12 protein-coding genes and 1 pseudogene are annotated in these 16,462 nt (G+C 70.9%); 5 read left to right on the top strand and 8 right to left on the bottom strand.

The features are described from left to right. Positions 1 to 32 precede the first annotated feature (32 nt). Positions 33 to 2,948, bottom strand: a complete 2,916-nt coding sequence (locus I2W78_RS04825; protein WP_196457247.1) for a glycoside hydrolase family 48 protein — start codon at positions 2,946 to 2,948, stop codon at positions 33 to 35. Positions 2,949 to 3,203: 255 nt separating this feature from the next. On the opposite strand from I2W78_RS04825, the gene I2W78_RS04820 reads away from it, so the two are divergent. Continuing rightward, a complete protein-coding gene (locus I2W78_RS04820) occupies positions 3,204 to 4,697 on the top strand; it encodes a cellulase family glycosylhydrolase (RefSeq protein WP_196457245.1) in 1,494 nt (497 codons plus the stop codon). A 31-nt stretch (positions 4,698 to 4,728) separates the two neighbouring features. Then, positions 4,729 to 6,453 (top strand): glycoside hydrolase family 6 protein, encoded by a 1,725-nt coding sequence (locus I2W78_RS04815; protein WP_196457243.1) that lies wholly within the window; start codon positions 4,729 to 4,731, stop codon positions 6,451 to 6,453. Positions 6,454 to 6,473: 20 nt separating this feature from the next. On the opposite strand, the gene I2W78_RS04810 is transcribed toward I2W78_RS04815, so the two are convergent. Further along, positions 6,474 to 7,247, bottom strand: a complete 774-nt coding sequence (locus I2W78_RS04810; protein ID WP_374222634.1) for a phytanoyl-CoA dioxygenase family protein — start codon at positions 7,245 to 7,247, stop codon at positions 6,474 to 6,476. Between the two features lie 136 nt (positions 7,248 to 7,383). Between I2W78_RS04810 and I2W78_RS04805 the strand changes: the two genes are divergently transcribed. Beyond that, positions 7,384 to 8,289, top strand: a complete 906-nt coding sequence (locus I2W78_RS04805; RefSeq protein WP_196457239.1) for a methyltransferase — start codon at positions 7,384 to 7,386, stop codon at positions 8,287 to 8,289. Positions 8,290 to 8,299: 10 nt separating this feature from the next. On the opposite strand, the gene I2W78_RS40135 is transcribed toward I2W78_RS04805, so the two are convergent. Together I2W78_RS40135 and I2W78_RS40130 are read right to left on the bottom strand one after the other, a co-directional pair. Continuing rightward, on the bottom strand, positions 8,300 to 8,875 hold the full coding sequence (locus I2W78_RS40135; RefSeq protein ID WP_230885326.1) for a hypothetical protein: 576 nt from the start codon (positions 8,873 to 8,875) through the stop codon (positions 8,300 to 8,302). Positions 8,876 to 9,113: 238 nt separating this feature from the next. Then, positions 9,114 to 9,497: pseudogene (locus tag I2W78_RS40130) on the bottom strand (glycosyltransferase family 39 protein); the annotation flags it as partial. Positions 9,498 to 9,717: 220 nt separating this feature from the next. Here I2W78_RS40130 and I2W78_RS04795 point away from each other — a divergent pair. Beyond that, complete coding sequence (locus tag I2W78_RS04795) at positions 9,718 to 10,098, top strand: WD40 repeat domain-containing protein (protein WP_307783598.1); 381 nt, start codon at positions 9,718 to 9,720, stop codon at positions 10,096 to 10,098. A 129-nt stretch (positions 10,099 to 10,227) separates the two neighbouring features. On the opposite strand, the gene I2W78_RS04790 is transcribed toward I2W78_RS04795, so the two are convergent. From I2W78_RS04790 to I2W78_RS04780, 3 genes are all read right to left on the bottom strand, one after another. Beyond that, a complete protein-coding gene (locus I2W78_RS04790; protein WP_196457237.1) occupies positions 10,228 to 11,064 on the bottom strand; it encodes an aldo/keto reductase in 837 nt (278 codons plus the stop codon). 118 nt (positions 11,065 to 11,182) lie between these two features. After that, positions 11,183 to 13,009 carry an AMP-dependent synthetase/ligase gene (locus I2W78_RS04785; RefSeq protein ID WP_196457235.1) on the bottom strand — a complete coding sequence of 609 codons (1,827 nt, stop codon included), beginning with the start codon at positions 13,007 to 13,009 and terminating at the stop codon, positions 11,183 to 11,185. A 233-nt stretch (positions 13,010 to 13,242) separates the two neighbouring features. Beyond that, on the bottom strand, positions 13,243 to 14,106 hold the full coding sequence (locus I2W78_RS04780; protein WP_196457233.1) for a LysR substrate-binding domain-containing protein: 864 nt from the start codon (positions 14,104 to 14,106) through the stop codon (positions 13,243 to 13,245). Between the two features lie 173 nt (positions 14,107 to 14,279). Between I2W78_RS04780 and I2W78_RS04775 the strand changes: the two genes are divergently transcribed. Continuing rightward, entirely contained in the window at positions 14,280 to 15,293 is a 1,014-nt protein-coding gene (locus I2W78_RS04775) for a bile acid:sodium symporter family protein (protein WP_196464416.1), read from the top strand. On the opposite strand, the gene I2W78_RS04770 is transcribed toward I2W78_RS04775, so the two are convergent. Then, positions 15,229 to 16,458, bottom strand: a complete 1,230-nt coding sequence (locus tag I2W78_RS04770; RefSeq protein ID WP_196457231.1) for a DUF4185 domain-containing protein — start codon at positions 16,456 to 16,458, stop codon at positions 15,229 to 15,231. The genes I2W78_RS04775 and I2W78_RS04770 overlap by 65 nt on opposite strands. Between the last annotated feature and the right edge of the window lie 4 nt (positions 16,459 to 16,462).

The raw sequence follows: 16,462 nt of genomic DNA, 5'->3' as shown, positions 1-16,462 counted from the left end.
ACCCCGCGCCCCCCAGAACGTTCTGCGAACCGCTACTCCAGCAACTCCGCATAAGAGCCCATGGCCAACGCAATGTCCGCCTGAGCCCAGAACCGGTGGTACGTGAACGAGGGCGCCGCACCACCCGCCAGATAACTCTCGATCTTCGACCACGCAGGATCGTCCTCGTAGAACGACCTGATCGAAGCGAACGTCGACGACGAGTTGATCGCGTCCCCGTTCGGCATCACGCCGCTCCACCCGCTCGGCACGTACACGGCGTCGTCGAACCGGTTGTAGTCGGCCCGAGTCTCCGGCACGGCGATGCCGAGCGCGTCCTGGTGGTTGCCCCACATACCGTCGAGCAGTGCCTTCGCCGTGGCCGCCGCCTCGCTGTCACCGGACCGGTCGGCGTAGTACGTCAGCGTCTTGGCATACGCGGCCGCCACACCGACATCGTTGGTGTAGTCGGCGACGGTGACGTGCAGCCCGTTGTTGGCGCCGGGGCTGGACGGATTCCACGTGTCCGGCTGCCCCGACCACCGAAGCGTCGACGGAATCAGGTACGTGCCGTCCGGATTGACGGTCGTCTCGGACAGCGCCCAGTCGACCCACTTGTCGAGGACCGCCTTGGCCTGCGCGTTCCCCGTCTGCTGGTACAGCTCGGCGACCCGCTCCATGGACCACGCCTGGAAGCCGAACCACTGGTTGGACGGCGGGTCGTGGTACACGGGCTTCTCGTCGTAGTACATGCCGTAGAACGTCGACTTCCCGGACGGCGGAGTCCCGTACCGCCCCTGCCAACTGTTCGTCGCCCCACCGGCGATCGCACCCTCCGCCGACTGCAGCCAGCGGTAGAACTCCAGCTGCCGGTCCATCGACTTGGCCCAGTCCGCCGCGCCCGTCGCCGACTTGGGCTTCAGGTCGGGATACGCGCTGAGCGCATACGCGGCCATCGGGTTCTGGTAGCCGCCGTGCGCGTGGCTGGAGCCGATCCGCCAGGCCCACCCCGCCGAGGTGTCGGTGGCGCCGCCCCAGGCGTAGTACCAGGACAGCAGATAGTGCGAGGAGTCCTTCCCCGTACCCGCCGGGCAGGCCGACGCCCCCACACAGTTGCCGATCTTCTTGAAGTACTTGTCGTACATGGCGTAGCGCAGGTAGTCGCCCATCTTCGCGGCCTTGGCGAGGGTCCCCGCCACCGCGGCGCCCTGCCCCTGCTGCTCGGCCCACAGGTCCGCCCAGTACGCCGCCTGTACCGCACGCGCGTCGGCATCCGGGGCGTTGGTGAACTTCCACTGCCTGGCGTAGGAGGCGTCGCCGGTGAACAGGTCCAGGTAGCCGTTCGGGCCGCCGTACTTGAAGGCGTCGCAGGTCGGCTGGGGGACGGTCTCCCACACCGACTCCTGTGGGCCCCGCTGGAAGGTGTTGATGTACGACGGCCCGGTGTCCGCCGGGCCCGCCTCGCACTTGCCGGGCGAGTTGCCGTACCCGTACACGTTGTCGACGTCCTGCAGCCAGTGCATGCCGTAGACGTCGTCGGTGCCGTACGCGCTCTTCAGCTCGGCGGCGATGGGGTCCTGACCGACGGAGACGCCCGTGTCGAGCCGGGCCGGGTACTGGCTCGGCAGATCGTGCTCGGGCGCGTAGGTGGCCGGCTTGGACGGCGTGTAGAAGGAGTTGTTCGGCTGGTCGACGTGGGTGGGGATCATGTACTTCTCCATCAGATCCCAGGCGCCGTTGAAACGCGACCAGTCGCCCGTCACCTTGCCGTACATGGCCTGCAGCCACAGCAGGTAGCTGTACGCCTCCGACGTGGTCTCATGGCCGTGGTCCGGCGCCTCGACGATCAGTGTCTCCACCGAGTGGTAAGGGATGCCCTCGGGGGAGAAGTAGCCGTTCGCCGGGTTGGTGATCTTCCCGTAGAGCTCCAGGAAGCGGGCGTCGTACTCCTTGGCCGCGGCGATCTGCGTGGCCGTGACCGTGGCCTTGCCGTGTCCGGGCGCCGTCGACTCGAAGGTGGCCGCGCCGGTGCCGGAGGAGTCGGCGCTGATGGTCACCTTCTGTGCCGTGTTCCAGTTCGCCGGCGTGAAGGTGAGCGAGGCGCCGCCGGTCACCGACAGGCCGGTGTTCCCGCCGGTCCGCGCGGTCGTGACGGTGACACTCGACGACGGCTGGGTCGACAGCTTCACGTCGAACGTCGCCGACTGGCCCTGACGGACGGGCAGTTGGGCCGGGGCGGCCACCACGGCCGGTCCCGAGGCGATCGTGATGCCGACCGGCGTCGACGACGCCGACGCGCCCAGGCTGTCGTACGCCTTGGCCACCAGCGAATGACCGCCCACGGTCAAACTGGCGGCCGAGAGCGAGTACGGCGAGGTGGTGTCCGTGCCGAGCAGGGTGGTGTCGTCGTAGAACTCCACCTTGGTGATGGTGGCGTTGTCGGCCGCGGCGGCGGTGGCCGCGAGCGGGACCGCGCTGCCCTGCGTGTAGACCGCGCCCGGCGCGGGGCTGGTCAGCACCGTGATGGGCGGCTGGTGCGCGCCCGTGCAGGGGGTGCCGTTGATCGCGAACGAGCCGGGGGCGGCGTTGCCGCCGCTGTAGGTGAACTGCGCGCCGGTGGATACGGCCGCGCCGGTGGCGATCGTGCCGTTGTACGACGCGTTCCGCACGGTGATCGACTGGCCGGACTGGGACCAGGTGCCGTTCCAGCCGTTCGTCAGCTGCTGGTTGCCCGCGTAGGAGTACGTCAGGGTCCAGCCGTCGATCGGGTCCGTGCCCCGGTTGGTGATCGTGAGGTCGGCCGTGAAGCCGGAGCCCCAGTCATTGGTCTTGTAGTCGACGCCGCACTGAACCGCCGCCGCGTGCGCGGGAGTCGGATTCGCCGCCAGCATCGACAAGGGGACCGCGAGTGCGGCCACGACGGCCGTCCATAACCGCCGCGCCGCACGGCGTCTGTTTCTGGGGGGCATGTGCTGGTTCCTCCTTGCCGGTTCGGGGAGAAGTCAAGGCTTGAACCAGTGGGAGCGCTCCCATAGTGGGGACGGGGTGAAGAGGGGTCAAGGTGCTTGAAGAGTCGAAAAGATTCGACGGGCAGCCGTTGAGGAAAAGTCAGCGACGCCCCTGTTCTTTACCGTCACTTGGCGCTACCTTCGGCCACACCAGTGGGAGCGATTCCATCAGTCGACGCGTCCGTCACGACGCGCCCGAACTGCAAGGAGTCGCTCATGCGACACCCCCCGCGTTCAGCTCTTTTACTCGCCGGTGCCGCCGCGCTCGCCCTCGTGGGCACCGCGGTCGCACCGGTCGTCACGGCGTCCGGGGCCGGCCCGGCCTGTGTCGTGGAGTACTCCGTCACCGGCCAGTGGGACACCGGCTTCCAGGGCGGCGTGCGCATCACCAACAACTCGGCCGCGCTGACCGGCTGGACCCTCACCTTCGACTTCGCCGGCGGCCAGAAGGTCAGCCAGGGCTGGAACGCCAAGTGGTCCCAGTCCGGTACGACGGTCACCGCCACCAACGAGAGCTGGAACGGCTCGCTGGCCACCGGCGCGAGCGTCAGCGCCGGGTTCCTCGCCTCCTGGTCCGGGAACAACGCCGTACCGACGTCGTTCAAGCTCAACGGCACGACCTGCAACGTCGACAGCGAGCCCACCCCGACGCCCACCGACCCGACGGATCCGACCGATCCACCGGAGCCGGGCGACGGGCCGCCCGCGCTGCGGGTGTCCGGGAACAAGCTGGTGGACGCGGCCGGCACCACCCGGCGGCTGCTCGGCGTGAACCGGTCCGGCGGCGAGTTCGCCTGCGTGCAGGGCTATGGCATCTGGGACGGCCCGGTCGACGACGCGTCCGTCAAGGCGATCGCCGACTGGAACGCCAACACGGTGCGCATCCCGCTCAACGAGGAGTGCTGGCTCGGCACCTCCAACATCAAGCCCGAGTACGCCGGCGCGAACTACATCAACGCCGTCAAGGACCTGGTGGCCAGGGTGAAGGCGCACGGCATGACGCCGATGCTCGAACTGCACTGGTCCTGGGGCCAGTACACCGGCAACTCGGCCGGCTGCGCCGACGTGCACGCCACCTGCCAGAAGCCGATGCCCAACATGGAGTACACCCCGTCCTTCTGGACCTCGGTGGCGAACACCTTCAAGGACGACCCGACCGTCGTCTTCGACCTGTTCAACGAGCCCTATCCGGACCGTGCCACCGCCACGGCCGCCCAGGCCTGGACCTGCTGGCGCGACGGCGGCACCTGCCCCGGCATCGGCTACGAGGTCGCCGGCATGCAGGACCTGATCGACGCGATCCGCGCCACCGGCGCGCGCAACGTCATCCTGGCCGGCGGGCTCGCCTACTCCAACGACCTGAGCCAGTGGCTGACGTACAAGCCCACCGACCCGACGGGCAATCTCGCCGCCGCCTGGCACGTCTACAACTTCAACGCCTGCGCGAACGAGAGCTGCTGGGACAGCACGCTCGCGCCGGTCGCCGCGCAAGTTCCGCTGGTCGCGGGCGAGATCGGCGAGAACTCCTGCGCGCACTCCTTCGTCGACCGCGTCATGGCGTGGTTCGACGCCCGCGCACTCTCCTACCTCGGCTGGACCTGGAACACCTGGAACTGCTCCTCCGGTCCGGCCCTGATCAGCAGTTACGACGGGACTCCCACGTCGTACGGAATCGGGCTGCGTGATCACCTGCGCGCCCTGGACGGATAACCCACCTGTGAGAGATGAGGAACCCGCACTCATGAGCCGTACCAGAACGAGAACGGCACTGCTCGCCGCGCTGGCGCTCGTGGCCGGTGCGACCGGGACCGCCATCGCGGCGGTGCCCGGCGACGCAGGCGTTGCCGCCGTCCCCTGCACCGTCGACTACACGGTGCAGAACCAGTGGGACACCGGCTTCACCGCCTCCGTCACGGTCACCAACAACAACGCCGCCAAGTCCGCTTGGTCGGTGCAGTGGTCGTACGCCGGCAACCAGCGGATCACCAGCGCCTGGAACGCCAAGGTCACCCAGAGCGGGACCGCCGTCACGGCCGCCAACGAGAGCTACAACGGGACGCTGGCGACCGGCGGTTCGGTGAGCTTCGGCTTCAACGGCACCTACAGCGGCAGCAACGCCCTGCCCACCACCTTCACCCTCGACGGTGTGACCTGCAACGTCGACGACGGCGGCGGCGGCCCGACCGACCCGCCGGACCCCGGGGGCCCGGGCGGGCGGGTCGACAACCCGTACGCCGGCGCCAAGGTGTACGTGAACCCCGAATGGTCCGCGAAGGCCGCCGCCGAGCCGGGCGGCAGCCGCATCTCCAACCAGCCGACCGGGGTGTGGCTGGACCGGATCGCCGCGATCAACGGCGTGAACGGCGGCATGGGCCTGCGCGCTCACCTCGACGAGGCGCTGCGCCAGAAGGGCTCCGACGAGCTGGTCGTGCAGCTGGTCATCTACAACCTGCCCGGCCGTGACTGCGCGGCCCTCGCCTCCAACGGCGAGCTTGGCCCGACGGAGCTCGACCGGTACAAGGCCGAGTACATCGATCCGATCGCCGCGATCCTCGCCGACCCGAAGTACGCCTCGCTGCGGATCGTCACGACCGTCGAGATCGACTCGCTGCCGAACCTCGTCACCAACACCGGCAGCCGCCCGACGGCGACCCCGCAGTGCGATGTCATGAAGGCCAACGGCAACTACGTCAAGGGCGTCGGCTACGCCCTGAACAAGCTCGGCGACGTGCCCAACGTCTACAACTACGTCGACGCCGGCCACCACGGCTGGATCGGCTGGGACGACAACTTCGGCGCCTCGGCCAACACCTTCAAGGAGGCGGCGACCGCCGAAGGCGCCACGGTGGGCGACGTGCACGGGTTCATCACCAACACGGCGAACTACAGCGCCCTGAAGGAGAACAACTTCACCATCAACGACAACGTCGCGGGCAAGTCGGTCCGCGAGTCGAAGTGGGTGGACTGGAACCGCTACGTCGACGAGCTGTCGTTCGCGCAGGCCTTCCGCAACCAACTGGTCTCGGTCGGCTTCAACTCCTCCATCGGCATGCTGATCGACACCTCCCGCAACGGCTGGGGCGGCAGCGCACGGCCCGCCGGCCCGGGCGCGACGACCACCGTGGACACCTACGTCGACGGCGGCCGCTACGACCGCCGGATCCACATCGGCAACTGGTGCAACCAGTCCGGTGCCGGGCTCGGCGAACGCCCGCAGGCCGCTCCCGCCGCCGGGATCGACGCCTACGTGTGGATGAAGCCGCCGGGTGAGTCCGACGGGGCCAGCCGGGAGATCCCGAACGACGAGGGCAAGGGCTTCGACCGGATGTGCGACCCGACCTACACGGGCAACCCGCGCAACGGCAACAACATGTCCGGTGCCCTGCCGGACGCGCCGCTGTCCGGGCACTGGTTCTCCGCGCAGTTCCGGCAGCTGATGGCCAACGCCTACCCGCCGCTGTCCTGAACCGATCCGGTCCGCCGGGGTCAGGCCTCGCGAGGCTCCAGACCCCGGCGGATCGCGAACTCCACCGCCGAGTAGTCCCCGTCGGGCCGCTCCAACCGGAGCTGCTCGGCGGGGAGCAGCGGCGGCTGCGCCATGAAACGCGGGCGCGTGCCGTGATGCGGCTGGGCGGCATGGACCAGGAACGGATGACAGAGGTAGACGTCACCGGGACGGCCGGTGGCGTATGCGAGCGGGCGGCGCTCGGAGGCCGCGTCCACCTTCGGGCCGAGCTCCATGAAGGAGGCGCCTTCCTCGCCGTAGGGCTGAAGGACCGGCGGTACGTCGAGATGCGAGCCGACCCTGATCCTGGTGGGGGCGTCCGCCTCGCTCACCTCGCTGAACAGGAACAGCATCAGCAGGGCCCGGTCCCTCGATCGCAGGTTGGTGTGGGGGAGCGTGGCGCCCTCCGGGGCGTAGCTGCCCTCGATGTGCCAGCCCGCGTCGTCCGGCTCCTCCTCGTGCGGGAACCGCAGCGGGAAGCTGCCCAGCGAGTAGCGCGACGTCCAGCGGTCCGCGCCGACCAGCGCGTCGAACGCCTCGTGCAGCACAGGCGTGTTGACCGCGGCGGCGAACGGCCCCTGCGCCATGTCGTACACCCAGTGCACGGGGTCCTTCCAGGTGCCGGGGTCGGCGGGGTCGTACCCCGTCTCCCGCCACAGCAGCCGCGCGCAGTGCTCGGCGACGCGGGGCGGGAAGGCGCCCTCGATCTTCACGAACCCGTCCTCGAGGAAGCGCTCCACCATCTCGTCGTCCATGGGGTCATCGTGGGGGAGTGGGCCGGTTCCGGGCATCCGATTTTCCACGGCCCGCGTTTTGCCGCTTCGGCAACGTCTCTTGCACCGTCCCCGTGCGCCGTCGCACGCTGGCGGCACACGGAGGAGAGGCTGACCCATGGCGCACGACCACCACCACGCCCACCAGCAGGAGCACCGGCACGGTCACCACCACGACCACGCCGAGATCGACTGGACCGAGATGGCCCCGCTGCTGGAGGCGGGCGCGGAGCTGTACTCGTCCCTGTACGAGCGGGCCCTGGCCTGGCTGGCGAAGCAGCAGACCGACCCGGGCTTGGTCGTCGACGCGGGCAGCGGACCCGGCGTCGTGTCCTGTCTGCTCGCCGAGACCTTCCCGGGCGCCCGGATCGTCGCCGTCGACGGCTCCGAGCCGCTCCTCGCCCGGGCCCGCGACCGCGCCGCCCGCCTCGGCCTCGCCGACCGGTTCAGCACCCTCGCCGGTGAGCTGCCCGACGTGCTCGGCGACCTCGACTACCCCGCCGACCTGCTCTGGGCCAGCCGCAGCCTGCACCACCTCGGCGACCAGCGCGCCGCCCTCGCCGCGTTCGCCGAGCGGCTGGCACCCGGCGGCACGCTGGCGATCATGGAGGGCGGCCTGCCCACGCGGTTCCTGCCGCGCGACATCGGCATCGGCCGCCCGGGGCTCCAGGCCCGGCTGAACGCGATCGAGGAGGAGTGGTTCACCGAGATGCGCGCGGGGCTGCCCGGCACGGTCGACGAGACGGAGGACTGGCCGGCGCTGCTGACCGCCGCCGGCCTGACCCACACACGCACCCGCAGCTTCCTGCTCGACCTGCCCGCCCCGGCCCCCGAAAGGGCCCGCGCCTACATCGCCGCCACCCTCACCCGCACCCGCGACGCCCTCGCCGAACGCCTCGACACCACCGACCGCGACACCCTCGACCGCCTCCTCGACCCCGACGACAAGGCGAGCGTCCACCACCGCCCGGACCTCTTCCTGCTGGCGGCGCAGACGGTGCACACCGCGACCAGGGCGCTGTAGGCGCCTTGCCTCAGCAGCGACCCGGGCGCGCGTACACCGCGATCCGTGCCCCCTGCACCTGCCAGGCCCGGCACTCCTCGAAGTACGCGTCCAGCACCCGCCGTTTGACCAGCTCCGCCTCGGTCCGGTCCAGCGGCTGCCCGGGCGGGTCGCCGACGGCGACGATGCGCGGCGTCGCCAGCATCCGGGCCCGCACGACGTGCGCGGGCACCTCGGTGCCGTACAGCGTGTGCGAGGCGGCCGGGGTGCGGTCCAGGGCGATGTCCCGCAGCGCGCGCACGGCCGCCGGGTCCGACAGCGACCACACCCTCCGTCGCCCCGGCAGATAGAGGACGCCGTCGGCGTCGCGCCCGGCCTCGCGCACCGCCTGTGCGATGGCGGTGAGGTCGTCGAGGCGGCTGGCCGGCGTGCGCAGATGCACCGAGTAGGGCAGCAGCGCGAGGACGGCGGCCGCGGCGGCGAGCAGCGCGGCGGCCCGGGCCCGCCCCAGCCGGTCCAGGGCGGCGCCGACCAGCAGGGCGGTGCCCGCGTGGCCGTAGAGCACGTAGCGGTCCACGTACAGCGGCTTGACCAGTGACACCAGCATCAGCAGCCAGCGCGGGCAGCACCAGCAGCGCCAACGCCGGCACCGGCAGTCGTATCGGCCCACGACCTCCGCGCAGTAGTACGGCGCAGCACACGCCGAGCACGGTCACCCCGGCGAAGCTCGCGACGGCACCGACCTCGAGGTCGCCGATCCACGCCACTTGGGCCGACTGGCCCGCGCTGAACACGGCGAGCGGCGCGACCGCCGCGCAGACCGGCACGGCGGCCCGCAGCCAGGCCCGGCGCCGCGCGACCGGCACCGCCACGGCGTGCGCGACCAGGGCCAGTACGGCGAACTCGTGCAGCAGGCACGCGCCCAGCACGACCGCCCCGTACCCGGCCCAGGCCCGGCGTGTTCCGGTCGCCACGGCCCGGACGAGGAGGTAGGTCGCCCAGATCACCAGCGCGCACACCAGCGCGTACGAACGCCCCTCCTGCGCGTACCGCTGCACCGGCGGCAGCAACGCGAACACCACCCCGGACAGCAGCCCGGCGCGCGGACCCGCGAGGCGGTGGCCGAGCAGCGCCAGCGTGCCACAGGCCGCGGCGGCCGCCAGCACCGACGGCAGCCGGAGCACCAGCAGCGGATCCGCGTCGCCGAAGAGCCGGAACAGGCCGTGCATCAGCAGGTAGTGCAGGCCGTGCACGGCGTCCGCCCGGGCAAGCGTCGCCCACAGCTCCGGCAGGGTTCGCCGGGCCATGTCGTACGTGACCGCCTCGTCCCGCCACGTGCTGCCGCCACGCCGTACGCCCCACAGCCCCAGGGCGAGGGAAACGGCGACGGGGACGAGGACGACGGCGTGTCCGCGCGGACGGGGCGGGGGCTCGTGAACCGGTACGCGTGTGACGGGCCTTGAGGACTGGATCGCCGTCCTGCGGGCGGTCGACCCGGCGATCGACGGGCCGGTCCTGGCGTTCTCGGCGGACGGCGCGCTGCTCGCCGTGAGCGGGTCCGACGGATCGGTACGGGTGTGGGAGACGGCGGCACCGGGGCTGCCGGCCGCTGTGCTGCCGGTCGGGGACGGGCCCGTGCTGCGGCTGGAGTTCAGCGGGAGCGGTGGCCGGTTGAGCATCGCCACACCCCATCTGGCCGCCCGGCCACGGGAGATGAGGCCCGACCGGGCCGCCGACGCCCTGTGCGCCCGGGCGGGCGGCGGGCTCACCGAGGCCGAGTGGCGGAGGTATGTGCCGTCCGTGCCGTACCGGGACGTCTGCGGACCTTGACGTGGACCTGAACCTGAACCTGGACATGGACCTGGACACGGACCTGGACCTGGCACGCATGCGAACGCCCCGGGACCGCTGTGGATCCCGGGGCGCCCTCGAAGGACCTTCAGGTGTACGACCTTGAGGTCAGCCCATCTCGAACGTGGCCGGGTCCGGGCCGAGGCGGCGGTCCTCGTTCAGGGCGCTGATCGCCGCGAGGTCCTCGGTGTCCAGGCTGAAGTCGAAGACGTCGATGTTCTCCTTGATCCGGGACGGCGTCACGGACTTGGGGATCACCACGTTGCCGAGCTGGAGGTGCCAGCGCAGCACGACCTGGGCGGGCGTGCGGTTGTGCTTCTGGGCGATGGCGACGATCGCCGGGACTTCCAGCAGGCCCTTGCCCGAGCCCAGCGGCGACCAGGCCTCGGTGGCGATGCCCTGCTCCGCGTGGAACTCCCGGGCGGCGTGCTGCTGCAGGTGCGGGTGCAGCTCGATCTGGTTGACGGCCGGGATGACGGACGTCTCGGCGATCAGCCGCTCAAGGTGCTCCGTCAGGAAGTTGGAGACGCCGATCGCCTTGATCCGGCCGTCGGAGTGCAGCTTCTCGAACGCCTTGTAGGTGTCGACGTACTTGCCCTTCGCCGGGCTCGGCCAGTGGATCAGGTACAGGTCCACGTAGTCCAGGCCGAGCTTGTCGAGGGAGACGTCGAAGGCGCGGAGGGTGGAGTCGTACCCCTGGTCGCTGTTCCAGAGCTTGGTGGTGACGAAAAGCTCCTCGCGCGGGACTCCGGACGCGGCGATGGCCTTGCCGGTGCCCTCTTCGTTGCCGTAGATCGCCGCTGTGTCGATGCTGCGGTACCCGGCCTCCAGCGCCGTGGCGACCGCCCGCTCCGCCTCGTCGTCCGGCACCTGCCACACGCCGAAGCCCAGCTGGGGCATCTCGACGCCGTTGTTGAGGATGATCGGGGGGACCTTGCTGCTCACGAGCTCTTGATCCTTCGCTTGTCGTCAGGTGGTACTCCTATCGTCAACGATCACGGGCCCGGATGCATTCCTGACCGGAAAATGGGCCGGAAGCGGCCTTACGTCCGGTACAGCGGCCTTACGTCCGGTACAGCGCCTCGACCTCCTGGGCGTAGGCGTTCTCGATCGCCTTCCGCTTCAGCTTCAGCGACGGCGTGAGCAGCCCGTGCTCCTCGGTGAACGGCTGCGCCAGGATGCGGAAGGTGCGGATCGACTCGGCCTGGGAGACGAGCGTGTTCGCGGCGACCACCGCCCTGCGTACCTCGGTCTCCAGGTCCGGGTCGCGCACCAGCTCGGCGGGGGTGAGCCGGGGCTTCTTGCGCATCTGGAGCCAGTGCTCGACGGCCTCCTGGTCGAGCGTGACCAGGGCGGCGACGTACGGGCGGTCGTTGCCGACCAGGATGCACTGGGCGACCAGCGGGTGGTCCCGTACGCGTTCCTCCAGGAGCCCCGGAGCCACGCTCTTGCCGCCCGACGTGACCAGGATCTCCTTCTTGCGGCCGGTGATGGTGAGGTAGCCGTCCTCGTCGAGGGAGCCCAGGTCGCCGGTGGCCAGCCAGCCGTCGTGCAGGGTCTCGTCGGTGGCCTTGGGGTTGTTGAGGTAGCCCTGGAAAACGTTGCCGCCGCGCAGCCAGATCTCGCCGTCGTCGGCGATGTGCACGGCGACACCGGGGATGGGCTGCCCGACCGTGCCGTAGCGGGTGCGCTCGGGCGGGTTGGCCGTCGCGGCCGCCGTGGACTCGGTCAGGCCGTACCCCTCGTAGATCTGCACGCCCGCGCCCGCGAAGAACAGGCCGAGCCGCCGGTCCATCGCCGAGCCGCCGGACATGGCGTGCCGGACCCGGCCACCCATCGCCTCGCGCACCTTGGAGTAGACGAGCTTGTCGAACAGCTGGTGCTGCATGCGCAGCGCGGTCGACGGGCCGGGCCCGACGCCCCACGCCTTCGCCTCCACCGCGTCCGCGTACCGCACGGCGATGTCCACGGCCTTCCCGAAGGGCCCCGCCTTGCCCTCCCGCTCGGCCTTGCGCCGGGCCGCGTTGAAGACCTTCTCGAAGATGTACGGCACGGCCAGGAAGAAGGTCGGTTTGAAGGCGGCCAGGTCGGGCAGCAGGGCGGCCGCGTTGAGCTGCGGCTGGTGGCCGAAGCGCACCTTGCCGCGGATCGCGGCCACCTCCACCATCCGGCCGAACACGTGCGCGAGCGGCAGGAAGAGCAGGGTCGCCGCCTCGTCGCCCTTCTTCGAGTGGAACACCGGCTCCCAGCGCTCGATGACGGTGTCCGCCTCGTACATGAAGTTGCCGTGCGAGATGACACAGCCCTTGGGCCGGCCGGTCGTCCCTGAGGTGTAGATGACGGTCGCCACCGTGTCCGGAGTGACCGCCTTGCGGTGCCGGTGCACCACCTCGTCGTCGAGGTGGGCGCCGGCGTCGTACAGCTCCTGGACCGCGCCCGCGTCCAGCTGCCACAGCCGGCGCAGCCTCGGCAGCCGGTCGATGACGGTGGCGATGGTCATCGAGTGGTCCTCGTGCTCCACGATCGCGGCCGTCACCTCCGCGTCGTACAGCATCCAGTAGCACTGCTCGGCCGAGGAGGTCGGGTAGATGGGCACCACCTGGGCGCCGATCGTCCACAGCGCGAAGTCGAACAGCGTCCACTCGTAGCGGGTGCGGGACATGATGGCGACCCGGTCGCCGAACCGGATGCCCTCGGCGAGCAGGCCCTTGGCGAGGGCGAGCACCTCGTCGCGGAACTCGGCGCTGGTCACGTCCCGCCAGCGCCCGGCGTCGTCCTTGCGGCCGAGCGCGATGTGCAGGGGGTCGTCCTGGGCGTGCTCGAAGACGACGTCGGCCAGACCGCCCACCGGGGGTGCCAACGCCAACGGAGGATTGCTGAACTCGCGCAAACCCGTTCCCCGCTCTCTGTGACGGTTCCCTGTGACGCCCGCACAGGCCGTGAAAGCTACCCCACGGCCCGTCGTGACGGGAGGGGTGCGAAAGCGGAGCGGCGCTCAGGTACGCGCTGGTCAGCCGTGGAAAATGCGTGCACATGGGGAAGGGTCGGACAGATTCCTGACGGTGGAGTAAGTTTCGGCGGCGTAATCTCCACCGAATCTGTACGACGCGGTCGCCGGCGTGGTCAGCGCCGGTGCAGCCGGTCGCCCGCCGCCAGGATCGCCGCCGCCAAAGCGTCCGCCGGGCCCTGGGCCCCGGTGCGGCGGCGGCCGTGGACCAGGACGAAGTCGACCTTGCCGAGTTCGGGGAGGCCGAAGCGGTCCGGGACGCGGATCAGACCCGGGGGGACGAAGCCCCGGGAGTGGGCCATCACGCCGAGGCCCGCGCGGGCGGCGGCGACGAGGCCGTTGAGGCTGCCGCTGGTGCAGGCGATGCGCCACTCGCGGCCCTGGCGTTCGAGGGCCTCCAGGGCGAGGGCGCGAGTGATCCCCGGTGGCGGATAGACGATCAGCGGGACCGGGCGGTCGGGGTCGAGGCGGAGGCGTTCCGCGCCGATCCACACCAGTCGGTCGTGCCAGACCAGTTCGCCGCGCGGGTCCTCGGGGCGCCGTTTCGCCAGGACCAGGTCCAGCTTTCCGGCGGCCAGGTGTTCGTGCAGGGTGCCGGACAGCTCGACCGTGAGCTCCAGGTCGACCTCCGGGTGGTCGTGGCGGAAGCCCTCCAGGATCTCCGGGAGCCGGGTCAGCACGAAGTCCTCCGAGGCGCCGAAGCGGAGCCGGCCGCGCAGCCGGGTGCCGGCGAAGAACGCCGTGGCCTGCTCGTGCACCGCCAGGATCCGGCGCGCGAAACCCAGCATCGCTTCGCCGTCCTCCGTCAGCTCCACGGAGTGCGTGTCCCGGCTGAACAGCTGGCGTCCGGTGACGTCCTCCAGCCGCCGTACGTGCTGGCTGACCGTCGACTGGCGCAGCCCGAGCCGCCGCGCGGCCTGCGTGAAGCTCAGCGTCTGGGCGACGGCCAGGAACGTGCGCAGGTGGGAGGGGTCGTACACACGGGCAGGTTATCGCGATCCGTGATGACAGTCAGAGTGGTATGCCGGATTCACGATCGGCGGGTGAGGGCGCAAGATGGAGCGGGGACCCGTGAGCCCGTACCGGCCCTCAGATCCAAGCCTCATGTTCAAGCAAGTGGAGCACCGTGAAACGCCTGCGCCCGCCGTCCTGGATGCCGATCGACCCGTACATCCTGCTGTTGCTCGGGACGGTGGGCCTCGCGGCGCTCCTCCCGGCCCGGGGTACGGCCGCCGACGTGGCCTCCGGCGCCTCCACCGCGGCGATCGCCTTCCTCTTCTTCCTCTACGGCGCCCGCCTGTCCACCCGCGAGGCGCTGGACGGACTCAGGCACTGGCGGCTCCACGTCACCGTCCTGGCCTGCACCTTCGTCGTCTTCCCGCTGCTCGGACTGGCCGCCCGCGGACTGGTCCCGGTGTTCCTGACCCACTCCCTGTGGGCCGGCCTGCTCTTCCTCACCCTGGTCCCGTCGACCATCCAGTCGTCGATCGCGTTCACCTCGATCGCCCGCGGCAACGTGCCCGCCGCGATCTGCGCCGGCTCCTTCTCCTCCCTCGCGGGCATCGTCATCACCCCGCTGCTCGCCGCGTCGCTGCTGGGCAGCGGTGCGGGCGGGTTCAACGCCGACTCGATCATCAAGATCGTGCTGCAACTGCTGGTGCCGTTCCTCGCCGGGCAGCTGCTGCGGCGCTGGATCGGCGGTTTCGTCGCCCGCCACAAGAAGGGCCTCGGATACGTCGACCGAGGCTCGATCCTCCTCGTCGTGTACACCGCGTTCAGCGAGGGCATGGTCCACGGCGTCTGGCACCAGGTCAGCCCCGTCCGGCTGGCCGGGCTGCTCGCCGTGGAGGCGGTGCTGCTCGCCGTGATGCTCGCCCTGACCTGGTACGGCGCCAAGGCACTCGGTTTCAACCGGGAGGACCGCATCGCCATCCAGTTCGCCGGGTCGAAGAAGTCGCTGGCCTCCGGCCTGCCGATGGCGAGTGTGCTGTTCGGCGCGCAGGCCTCGCTGGCCGTGCTGCCGCTGATGCTCTTCCACCAGATGCAGCTGATGGTGTGCGCGGTGATCGCCAAGCGCCGCTCCCACGACCCGCGCGAAGAGGTCACTCGGCCGGCTTCAGCCTCAGGGTCACGAACCGCGGTCGGTACAGGGTCACGTTCCGGCTGACTGCCGCCGCCGCACCCGTCGTCTCCCCCAGCCAGTTGACGTCGTAGCTGAGGACCAGGCGCCCGTCGCCGCCCACGTCCGGGTGCGCCTGCGGGTTGTACGCGGCGACCCCGCCCGACGGCAGCGGCGGGCTGAAGCCGCGTGTCGGCCCGTGCCAGGGCCCGGTGGGCGAGCACGCCCAGTACGACGTCACCGTGCTCAGCCCGGCGGCACCCGCCGCCATCGTGAACAGCACGTACGTGTCCCCGTCCCGCACCACCGAGAACGCGCTGCCCACCCCGGTGCGCCGCTCGTCGCCGAGCACCGCGGCCGGACGGGTGCCGGTGACCCACGCAGAGCCGTTCCAGTACTCCCAGGCGGCCGGATCCGCGAGCCCGCCGTCCGGCACCCGCGCCACATACGCCGACGAGGCCGGGCGGGACACGGCCTGCCCGTCGTCGCCGCCGAAGACGTACGTCCAGCCGTCCTCGGCCACCAGCGTCGTACCGAACAGCACCCGCCGGGACGGATCCGGCACCGACCGCTGGTCGAACACCTTGGTGACGGACTCGACCCGCAGCTGCGGCAGGGAGAGCGTGGCGACCTCGGTGGCGAGCGGGACGCCGTAGATCCACGGCGACTGGCCGGCCGCGCGTGTCCACAGCAGCACCCGCACGACCTGCTCCGACGAGCCGGGCGCGCGTGGCTCGACCCGGGCCGCGACGGGCCAGCGCCACTGCCCGGCCGCCGGGTCGGGGAAGAGGGGTGCGGGGAGCGTCGTGCGCAGGCGGCCCCCGGACATCACCACCGCCGAGTTGCGCACCATCGGGGCGGTGGCATCGCGCCAGGCGTACGACTCGCCGGACGGGTTGGGCGGGGGGTGCACGGGGCCGAGGAAGGTGTCGGAGAACAGCCACAGCACCCGGCCGTCCGGCAGCTTCAGCGAGTGCGTGCCGTCGCCGCCGGTCCAGTCGTCGGTGCGGCCGGCGTCGTCGCCGTAGCGGGCGAACTCGCCGGTGAGCGCGTGAGCGGCCGACCAGGAGGCGACCTTACGGCTCGTGCACGCGCCGCCGCCCTCCCCCTCGCCGTCCGGGAGTGCGGAGAGCAGCACGGCTGCGAGAACCAGGGTCAGCAGCAGTCCGACCCCGGTTCCCGCGCGCTGTCGTGCTCGTCGATCGTCGGGCACGCTC

This window comes from Streptomyces spinoverrucosus, from assembly GCF_015712165.1.
In the GTDB taxonomy this organism is placed as follows: Bacteria; Actinomycetota; Actinomycetes; order Streptomycetales; family Streptomycetaceae; genus Streptomyces; species Streptomyces spinoverrucosus_A.
The sequence above is the reverse complement of the archived record's forward strand: the minus strand, read 5'-3'. Positions and strand labels throughout refer to the sequence as shown.